The sequence below is a fragment of the Oleiphilus sp. HI0043 genome (assembly GCF_001634935.1).
The window spans coordinates 1-7,017 of sequence record NZ_LWEY01001645.1 but is presented as its reverse complement, the minus strand read 5'-3'; the positions used below and the strand labels follow the sequence as shown (position 1 = coordinate 7,017).

Annotated in this window: 9 protein-coding genes; 1 reads left to right on the top strand and 8 read right to left on the bottom strand. The window is 39.9% G+C overall.

Annotated elements, in window-relative coordinates:
- The 3 genes from A3729_RS25150 to A3729_RS25140 form a co-directional block, all read right to left on the bottom strand.
- Positions 1-295 (bottom strand): UvrD-helicase domain-containing protein (locus A3729_RS25150; RefSeq protein WP_197476071.1); only part of this gene is annotated, 295 nt, incomplete at its 3' end.
- Between the two features lie 47 nt (positions 296-342).
- On the bottom strand, positions 343-2,436 hold the full coding sequence (locus tag A3729_RS25145) for an ATP-dependent endonuclease (RefSeq protein ID WP_197476069.1): 2,094 nt from the start codon (positions 2,434-2,436) through the stop codon (positions 343-345).
- 76 nt (positions 2,437-2,512) lie between these two features.
- Positions 2,513-3,604 (bottom strand): phospholipase D-like domain-containing protein, encoded by a 1,092-nt coding sequence (locus tag A3729_RS25140; protein WP_068634402.1) that lies wholly within the window; start codon positions 3,602-3,604, stop codon positions 2,513-2,515.
- 262 nt (positions 3,605-3,866) lie between these two features.
- Here A3729_RS25140 and A3729_RS25135 point away from each other — a divergent pair, with 262 nt between their 5' ends.
- Entirely contained in the window at positions 3,867-4,352 is a 486-nt protein-coding gene (locus A3729_RS25135) for a JAB domain-containing protein (RefSeq protein ID WP_156495115.1), read from the top strand.
- Between the two features lie 93 nt (positions 4,353-4,445).
- Here A3729_RS25135 and A3729_RS25130 read toward each other — a convergent pair whose 3' ends face one another.
- From A3729_RS25130 to A3729_RS33430, 5 genes are all read right to left on the bottom strand, one after another.
- Positions 4,446-5,141: a hypothetical protein gene (locus A3729_RS25130; RefSeq protein ID WP_082882175.1), complete on the bottom strand. Its 696-nt coding sequence runs from the start codon at positions 5,139-5,141 to the stop codon at positions 4,446-4,448.
- Positions 5,142-5,173: 32 nt separating this feature from the next.
- The gene (locus A3729_RS25125) at positions 5,174-5,833 is read right to left on the bottom strand and encodes a GIY-YIG nuclease family protein (RefSeq protein WP_068634401.1); all 660 of its coding nucleotides are present in this window, start codon (positions 5,831-5,833) and stop codon (positions 5,174-5,176) included.
- Positions 5,834-5,930: 97 nt separating this feature from the next.
- A complete protein-coding gene (locus tag A3729_RS25120; RefSeq protein ID WP_068634400.1) occupies positions 5,931-6,203 on the bottom strand; it encodes a DUF3144 domain-containing protein in 273 nt (90 codons plus the stop codon).
- A 22-nt stretch (positions 6,204-6,225) separates the two neighbouring features.
- A complete protein-coding gene (locus tag A3729_RS25115) occupies positions 6,226-6,654 on the bottom strand; it encodes a hypothetical protein (protein WP_068634399.1) in 429 nt (142 codons plus the stop codon).
- Positions 6,655-6,656: 2 nt separating this feature from the next.
- On the bottom strand, positions 6,657-7,017 hold a 361-nt coding region (locus A3729_RS33430), incomplete at its 5' end, for a hypothetical protein (protein ID WP_197476068.1).

Genomic DNA, 7,017 nt, shown 5'->3' with positions numbered 1-7,017 from the left:
TAATAGGACGTTCCGCCCGTGGTAGAGTGTTCTTAAATCTATCGACAATACTTTTGCACAATGCATGAAACGTAAAAGAATCAAACCGAGCAGCCTTATCTCCGCAACGCTTACTGACCCGCTCTTTTATATTTATTTGAGCTTCAGTCTTAAATGTAAGCGACAATATTCTTTTCGGCCAAGGGCAATTTGCGGTGTAAAACAAGTAACTTGCTTTTTGGGCCAACAATTCAGTTTTACCTGCACCAGCTCCAGCAAGAACAGCTATAGAATCATCGCAGGTAATTATATTCATTAGTTCGCTCGTGGCATCTACTCCCTCTGAAGGAGCCCATTCACGCATTACTCTATTACCTGCTCAGAAAGCGCCATTATGCAATTCATGAGTTTTTGCAATTCAGAAGGTAGCATCTGTTTTATTTGTTCTGAATTATATTGCTCCTCTATCTTTGACATCATGCGCACATGAGAAGCTGGCTTACTCTTGTTAGACAAGAACCTATAGCGGTACCACAAGAAATTGCGCTCCCAGTCTGAACCAAAATCAAATCGTTTACCTAAATTTCCTTTTTTAAGAACAGCTTTAATAAGAGCCTGATTTCTTTTTTCTGTACTCTGGTCTTCATCATCTTCCTTGCCTTCTGTAGGGCCTCTTTCACCATAACTATGATCTTTCACACAAAAAATTTCTGGAAACGTGCAAATCATGGAGTAGTCGATATCTAAAGGGCTGGAAAAAAACACATTATACTTTTCTAACTCATCAACAATATTGATACACACTCCTGAGTCATAAGATAAGGAGAATTCGTTTGGATCTCTTGTATCAGTCCAGTTTGGAATATATGTGAGCACCTTCGAATGCAAATACTCTAGGTTAGGATTAAAACTACTAAGTTGTTCGATGGCATACTTCATACGGCCAAAGCCGCCACCATTTCGGTCTATATCAAAATCAAGCAATGTTACAAATGGTATTTTAAGAGAGTTAAGCAAACGCCAAAAATGATTTACATGTCGCCCACCCAATGGAACTACAGAAATCGAATGCGAATCTATATCTTTACCATAGTGCTCCAATAGTTTGGGGAGAATAACTTGCTCGCTATCACCTTCTCCAAGTATGACGAGCTTTGAGAAATATATTTCAGGATAGGCTTTTACTGCCTCACGGATATATTTTGCTTGCTCATCCCCTTCTTTAGGAAGTTCTAACTTCTGAACACGTGAACAAACTTCCTCATTGTCCAGCCTGAAGTGACGAATTTGTTGGGGCTCAATCCTCCCCACCAAAGATGCAGAGTGCGTAGCAACAACGGACTGGCATAGTTCATTTGAACCATAGTCTTTTACCAAGCTTATAATTCTCCCCAAATAGTGAGGGGACAAGTGATTTTCAGGTTCTTCAAGCGCGATCAAGCTAAAGATTGGCAGCTTCATTTTATCTTCATCGAAATTCGAAACCTCGCGACTGACAACAGCCTTTCGAGTTGCGGCATCGATATCAAAAAGAGCCTTTGTCAAAGCAAAATAAACAAGGGATTTTTGGCCGTCACTAAGACGGTTAGTATTTACCTTATTGCCTGTGGCATCTGGCATAAATTGTAATTGTATAAGGCGCAGAATTTCATCTACGTCACCAACAGGAAAGCTAAGTTCAGCTTCACCAAGGTGGCGACCTTTATATATAGTTTTCCAGTTGTCATTAATTGCTCCGGTAATCTGCGAGAGTGCGGAGTTATCAGACGCAAGTTGATTGAGTTCTTTCGCCTTTTTTTCAAAAGTCCCCTGTTCATCCTCAGTCCATTTAATTGCTTTGAGCAATCGACCAAGCACAGCCTTTGAAGAATACTTCAATTGGACTAAAGGGTCGCGATTGGCGGGAATGTAATTGACCTGAATTGCGTTCCTTTGCGTTGCAGACAGACGATGTTTATTCTCTTCATCTGGATCTTCCATGTCTCCATCAATAACCCAAATACTCTCGTCGACATCACCTAAAGGACTGTAATCAAAGTTCAGACTTGCTTCTAATCGAACCCTAAATATAACTTCGCCGGTGGAGCTAGAAACAGTAAGTCCATTAATTAAGGGAGGAACCGATGGGTTCCCATCTGCATTAGTAAGGGTAAAGATTGCCTCTATACTTAAGTCCCTTTGTGTATTGGGCTCTGCGTCATCCGCAACATGAAAATCAGAAGGAGATATTCCACGCAATGAGTGATCGATTGAGAATAGTTTATTTAGCGCTTCTAACGCGGCACTTTTTCCTGTTCCATTATGGCCTATAAAAGCTGTAAGCTCTGGTTCAAACTCAATTGTTTGAGGATAGTCACAGGAAATGCTTTTGTAGCCAGAAATGGTAATTGTTTTTAGTAACATGGTATCCCTGCTAACTATCGCAAACTGGATATTGCGAGTACTTCCATTGGTCAAAATGCTCTCTTAAGAGCTAAATGCATTCATTGATATTACCATACGGGTTTAGATTGTGTACGGCCAAATCAGATACTTACTTAACAGCCACATCAATCTTATCAATCAAAAACCGCCCGAACTCAGGACTAAGCTCTAACTTATCGCTACCATAATTTATTGACTTCAAATTAAATCCACCAGCCTTCGTAACAGGTATTTGAGGATATAGTTCGTTAAATTCATTAGCGAGACGGTTTCGTTCTAGATCAAATTCCCACCACCTACTACCAAAATCTCTAGAATAGTTCTTCGATTCAATATACCACCCCCACCGTTTTAACCATGGAGCCTTTTCAATTTCCTCAGCGGTTGCAAACTCAGGTCTGCCAGTAGCCCTAAAATAAGATAGTAGTGAGCAAGACCCTATAGCTGTAGTAATTATGTAATCACCCTTTGCAATCGCAACAGGTTTCTTTGAGGAGGAAAAATTTTGTTTCTGGAATTGCTGGGAGAAATCCTGCCTATCATCCTTCCAGATGGGACTATCGGTATGCCCTATAGGTTTGAGAAAGTATTTTGGATTATGGTTGGCATTGTCTTCGGCACTTGTAAGCACTCCTAAAATATCGGCCTCAACCTCTGGTTTAGCAGTCCAGTTAGGGTTTATATCTGCATAATGCTCCGCGTGCATACAAGCGTTCTTGACTTGAGTTTCCGTTATACCTTCAAGGTCTAAATCTGCAAATACTTCGTCTTTGGCTTGTTGAATGACATCTTCATCGCTAATTAACATTCCCCACTCTGAGTTGTTACTGAGACCATTTCGAGTAAAGTTTGCTGAACTTAGTAACAGTTTCTTGTAAGGCGTCAGATCAAGAAAATACAGTTTCCCATGAAGCGAATTATTTATATGAATTGAGATGTTTATATCTGGATAGTTTGTTTCAAAATATTGAAACACTGACCTTAGCTGAAAAGGCTTTGTTAACTGTTCGGGATCATTCGGTTTGAACGTAGTTATCAATGTGAATGATTCCAACGAAGAAAAATCAAACTCGCTTAGTAAGTCGTTCATATCGTTCGCTAAAAATGGCGAAACAACGATGAAACCTGTTGGTTGATCTTCTAGCTGCTTTTTAATATCTGAAAGATGGCTTCTCAAGCCAGTATTAGAAATAAGATCCATTTTTCCCTGCTTAATTTTTAACTTATATATTCAGAGCATCTCATCAACTATGCCTGAAGAATACATTAATTCATCTTTTTTTAGTAATCGCCCAATACCAGTTGATTTCAAGCAACTCTAACCCTCGAAGTCATCAATACAAGCATTCCCTATCGGTGTTAGCTGGCACCCGTGTTACCCGCTCCGGTTGGCTAACATGCTTGTATCACTGCTTTTAACGAGTGTTCTAAACGTGCCCATCAACAAGCTAAAGGGCATAACAATGAAACAAGAAAACATTCAAATCAAAGATACTCACGGCAACTACGTAATGGTCAATTCTGAAGATTTAATTTCAGCAACAATTAACCATATTCAAACAACATTTTCTCATGGTTTGGCCATTACCAGCTCAGCCAGCGCAGCGAATCACATCCAAGCATTAATTGGCCATCATGAACACGAAGTTTTCTATGCGATCTGGCTAAACTCTCAGCATAATATTATTCATCATGAGCAGCTCTTTTCTGGAACAGTCGATGGGGCAAGTGTCTATCCACGCGAAGTTGTGAAAGCCGGTCTAGCCTGCAATGCAGCCGCAGTCATATTCGCTCACAATCATCCAAGCGGTCACACTAAACCATCTCAATCAGACATCGATATTACGAAGAGGCTCAAAGAGTCACTCGACTTAGTTGATATTCGAGTTCTTGATCACATGGTGGTTGGATCGAATGTAGTATCCATGGCTGAGAGAGGGCTAATGTAGCCCTTTTTCGGTAAACAGAAATAAAACCTAAGTATCTACTTAATATGTTGATAGATTTTATAAAACGTTGTCGTGAACAAGGAAACAGAAATATCAAAACCTCTCTTTCAGTCGCAGCGTTACTGAATTACCAATTTCTTTAGAGACAATATTCATCATATTCCAAGCTTTATCGATATATTCACCAGAAATATTTATTTTATTATTCTTTTTTGATATTCCGTCAATAACCTCTGGAAGTTTGCTCTTTAAATCAACCCCGCCGTCATGCGCCCAAGCATTTCTAATTATTCTCACTTGATTGTTCAATAAGTCGATGGATTCTCTGAATTCTTGAGTTGGTTCGGTAAGACACTCAAGCTTCTCAAATTGCTCAATTAAATGGAGAAACTTACTTTTATCTTTGGGCCTTCGAGGCAGCACATCTCCTTTGTTCAACTGTTCAGAAGTGTATAGGTAGATTCTTTCAAGCTCAGATTCAAGCATTGCCCATAGCGTGAGTAACATAGACTGCCGTTGGTACATCGTCATACTCTGAGAAAAAAGTGACCGGATGTCGTAATCTTGCTCAGTTACCCCGTTAATATGTTCAAGATCAACTCGAATTATTTCGCCTTCATCTTCAGCATGAGTTTGAACAAACATCTCTTGTTCATAAGTTTCGATATGAGATTCTATGTTCTCCGTAAATGAAGAGAGTAATTGCTCTTGCTTCTGAATGTATGCTCTCTGTAATTTTAATTCTTCAGACAATAAACACACTGGCATATCAAGAAAATTCAAAGACATTTCATTCCCTCAAATAATTTTCCTACCCCAGCCTAAGAGCTGGTAGATTGTTTAAGAGCGAAATTACCACTCTCCCCTACAGATTCCGAAACATCACTAAATTCATTAGCAATAATGTCTGAGGCCCACTCTTCAATTAACCCATCCATGCTTGTGAAGAACTCACCCATCTGTCGATAGTCGTGAAACTCGCCATGCAGGTACTGCTCAACAACATAGGCATAGCCCGGCTTAAATCTCCAAACATGCTTCATGTTGAATTTTAGAGGACTACTCACACCACCACTTAACGATTTAGCTCTGTCGTCTATATCAGTGGTGTATCCAATTTTTAAATAATCAAATAACGGTTCATTTGATTCAGCGTCAACATACTCGCCTACATAAACGTAGCCAGAATCCAAGTCCTTTGAGATCTTTCCTTTAGCAATCAGAGTTTTCAAAACATCGGCTAGAGCCGTTGCTGGAGCACTTCCATTTTGAACTTTTGTCAAAATTTCTTCACGCAATGGACTGATATCTTCCACCGATACGGGGATTTCATCTTTTACCGTTTTCCAAAACTCAAAGAAGAGATCCTTTGCTTCCTCATACTTTCTTTTTGTAAGTTTCTTTTTGGAGTTATTAGCGTGCTTGGTCTTCTTTAAATAGTTCGCGAAATCAAGATTAACTGAAGGCCAATCGATTTGCATATATTGTTATTATTTTTGATTTGCTTTTGAGAGGGAGACAAAAAGCACCCAACCTTTATCAGATTCTATTTGTCTCCAGTTCCTTATATGTATTGGATTAAGGGCATTGATGCTCGATGATACGATCCGCATGGCGTTCAAACATCATCCTGTAACGAGTGGTATACCAGTCGGCAGCATCTTCCTTGTGGCCCCCCAAACAATCGCAATGATTGTCTGCCTCAAGCGCATTTAAGCAGGCGGCTGCACTTTGAATAGCCGCACTAACATCCTGAATATCATGTCCTTGGTCTTCGTTCATCGAATGTGCAACACTCAGAAAATCCCCTACTAACTTGCAAGTCAATTTATCGTTTTCACTTTGTATCATCCGCTTTCTCCTTATATTTGTTTTAGTCTAAACGACTCAAAATTTTGCTGACTGCTGATTGCGCTTCATAAATCCCATGCCCTCTTTTATTCGAACCCACAAAAGCCCTAGCCTCAGATTCTGTAAAAATCTCGTAACTATAAAGATCGTCAAACAACGCCTCTTTGGCTGAATCTAGTTCCGATGGTGCTTCATCAACCTTGTAATAGGTTGGTTCTCGATTTAATCCAGTGATTACTTCGATCGCACCTCCTTTCTCTTCTAAAATATCGAGAAGCTCTTCAGGGATATCTTCTCGATCACCGTATGAATAAACAGCTTCTTCCATCGTCCATTTAAAGTACGTAAGCTCCAACTCGTGTGCTAATTGAATCAACCTTGATTCAGTCGCCATCCACGCACTAGGTCTTGATCGGTGTGGTATCTCTACAACTATTAAGTCTTGCTCCATATTTAGTCCTCCAAACCAATCTCAGCGCGTAGTCGGTTTACAAGAACACTAGCGAGGGCTTTAAGCTTATAAGCGTCCTCCAAGATAATTGGAGATGATTCAATTTCTTCAAATCTTGTAATCAACATTTTCAGGAAAATGGCTTCTTGCTCGCTATCTATGGGATTAAGGGAAATTACGGTATGTATATTGGCAACTTCTCGTTTCACGACTAGCATGGCAATCGCATTAAAAGTATCTTCATCACCAGAATATTCGAAGTGTTCCCTCATTTTCACCAGCAATCTGGATGTCGGTTCGCTATTGAGTTTGACGACTTCGGCATTGAACATTTCTTCCCCCTCTTCAGATAAAAGAAGAGGA

Excerpts from the sequence above, each read along its gene's own strand:
- A3729_RS25140 (WP_068634402.1), bottom strand. The coding sequence starts at position 3,604 with ATGGATCTTATTTCTAATACTGGCTTGAGAAGCCATCTTTCAGATATT.
- A3729_RS25135 (WP_156495115.1), top strand. The coding sequence starts at position 3,867 with ATGAAACAAGAAAACATTCAAATCAAAGATACTCACGGCAACTACGTA.
- A3729_RS25130 (WP_082882175.1), bottom strand. The coding sequence starts at position 5,141 with ATGTCTTTGAATTTTCTTGATATGCCAGTGTGTTTATTGTCTGAAGAA.
- A3729_RS25125 (WP_068634401.1), bottom strand. The coding sequence starts at position 5,833 with ATGCAAATCGATTGGCCTTCAGTTAATCTTGATTTCGCGAACTATTTA.
- A3729_RS25120 (WP_068634400.1), bottom strand. The coding sequence starts at position 6,203 with ATGATACAAAGTGAAAACGATAAATTGACTTGCAAGTTAGTAGGGGAT.
- A3729_RS25115 (WP_068634399.1), bottom strand. The coding sequence starts at position 6,654 with ATGGAGCAAGACTTAATAGTTGTAGAGATACCACACCGATCAAGACCT.